The organism is Nocardioides sp., from assembly GCF_034670285.1.
Taxonomy (GTDB): domain Bacteria; phylum Actinomycetota; class Actinomycetes; order Propionibacteriales; family Nocardioidaceae; genus Nocardioides.
Genome location: NZ_JAXMNS010000509.1, coordinates 1 through 2,230, shown reverse-complemented (window position 1 = coordinate 2,230; position 2,230 = coordinate 1). Strand labels below are relative to the sequence as shown.

The following is a 2,230-nucleotide window of genomic DNA, read 5'->3' as shown; positions in this document are numbered from 1 at the left end:
TTCTCGGCCAGCTTGACGTCGTCCTCGTTGGACTTCAGGTGCACCAGGAAGCGCGGCGCGAGGAAGACCGAGGAGTAGACCCCGACGCCCATGCCGACGAACTGCACCAGCGCGAGGTCCTGCAGCGAGCTCGATCCGAGCTGGATCGCGCTGACGTAGAGGATCGCGCCGATCGGGATGAGTGCCACGAGCGAGGTGTTGACCGAGCGCACCAGCGTCTGGTTGACCGCGAGGTTGGCGGCCTCGGCATACGTCGAGCGCCGCGAACGGAGGTTCGTGGTGTTCTCTCGCACCTTGTCGAAGACGACCACGGTGTCGTAGAGCGAGAAGGCCAGGATCGCGAGGAAGCCTGTCACCGCGGCCGGCGTGACCGCGAAGCCCGACAGCGCGTAGATGCCGGCCGTGAGGATGATGTCGTGGAACAGGGCAGCCAGTGCGGCCACCGACATCTTCCACTCCCGCGAGTAGGCCCAGATGAAGAGCACGACGAAGAACAGGAACGCCACGACGCCGATGACGGCACGCTGCGCCAGCTCGGCACCGAGGCTGGCTCCGATGTCGGTCACGCTGATGTCGGTGCTGGCCGCATCGGGGGCGACGCCGCGGTCCTCGGCGATCACCTCGATGAGGGAGTCGGTGTCGGCCTGGCCGAGCTCCTGGACCTGCACGATGAGGCGGCTGGTGCCCTCGGTCGTGACGATCGGCTCGCCCGTCTCGAAGCCGGCGGCGGCCACGGTCTCGCGCAGCGCCTCGGCGTTCTCCTGCGTCACCTCGTCAGCAGGCAGGTTGACTGCGAACTGCGTGCCGCCGGTGAACTCGATGCCGTAGTTGAGGCCCTTGCCGACGAGAAGGCCGCCGGCGCCGAGCACGAGGATCGCCGAGATGACGTAGAACAACATCCGACGGCCGATGAAGTCGTAGGAACGGCGACCCGAGTAGAGGTCGTTTCCGAGCCGTGAGAACTTGCCCATCAGGCCTTACCTCCCGCGGGCACGGCCGGCGCCATGTCGGTGCCGAGCGTCGCTGCGCTCAGGCCCGAGAGGCGGTGCCCCTTGTTGAAGAACTTGTAGTGGGCCAGGTAGGACACCATCGGCTTGGTGAAGTAGAAGAAGACGACGAGGTCGATGAGCGTGGTGAGACCCAGCGCGAAGGCGAAGCCCTTCACGACACCGGAGGCGAACAGGTAGAGCACCAGCGCCGCGATGAGCGAGACCGCGTCAGCGGCCAGGCAGGTGTTGCGCGCCCGGGTCCAGGCCGACTCGACCGCGACCCGCATCGACTTCCCGTCTCGCATCTCGTCTCGGATGCGTTCGAAGAGGATGATGAAGGAGTCCGCGGTGATACCCACCGCGATGATGAGTCCGGCGACACCGGGCAGCGTGAGCGTGAAGCCGGCCGTCTCGCTGAGCAGGAGCACCATCGAGTAGGTGATGGCACCGGCCACGCCGAGCGAGGCGACGACGACGATCCCGAGCCCGCGGTAGTAGAACAGGCAGTAGAGCATCACGAGCGCCAGTCCGAGGGCACCGGCCGTGAGGCCCGCGCGCAGCTGGTCACCGGCCAGCGAGGGCCCGATGGTGTCGATGCTCGGCTCCTGGAAGGAGATCGGCAGGGCGCCGTACTTGAGGCTGGTCGACAGGCTCTCGGCCTGGGCCTCGGAGAAGTTGCCGCTGATCTGGGCCGAGCCGTCGGGGATGCGCGACTGGAAGGTCGGCGCGGAGATGACCTGGCCGTCGAGCACGATCGCGAACTGCTCCTGGTCGGTGACCAGTCCACCCACCGGGTTGGAGGCGGCTGCGAAGACCGAGCGGCCCTCGCCGCCGATGTCCAGGGTGACGGCGTAGCCGACCTGGCCCTGCGGGATGCCGTAGCCGGCGTCATCGAGGTCGGTGCCCTGGATGATCGCCTTGGAGAGCAGGTACTTGATGGCGGGCTGGCCCGGGTTGGTGTCGGACGTGCCCTCCTCGGGCGGCGAGCAGGCCACGAGGGGCTTGGTCGGGTCGTCCGGGAGGTTCGCGATCTCACCGGTCTCGGCGTCGAGCAGGTTGCCCTGCTCGTCACAGACGTAGGAGTTGAAGAGGTCGACGTCCTCCTGGGTGTAGCCACCGCGGATGAACGCGATGCCCTCCTCGAGCGTGCCGACGGCGTTGTTGTCGAAGTCCTGGGGGTCCGCCGGCTCGTCGGTGGAATCATCGGTGGACTCGTCCGTGGGGTCCTCGGTCGACTCCTC

The 2,230-nt window shown here is 67.4% G+C and carries 2 protein-coding genes; both read right to left on the bottom strand.

Going from position 1 to position 2,230, the window contains the following annotated elements; genetic code table 11:
- Positions 1-971, bottom strand: a 971-nt coding sequence (gene secF, locus VOI19_RS18365; protein ID WP_323794386.1) for a protein translocase subunit SecF, incomplete at its 3' end; no start/stop codon positions are given.
- Positions 971-2,230: protein translocase subunit SecD (gene secD, locus VOI19_RS18360; protein ID WP_323794385.1), on the bottom strand; the 1,260-nt coding region annotated here is incomplete at its 5' end. The genes secF and secD, both read right to left, overlap by 1 nt.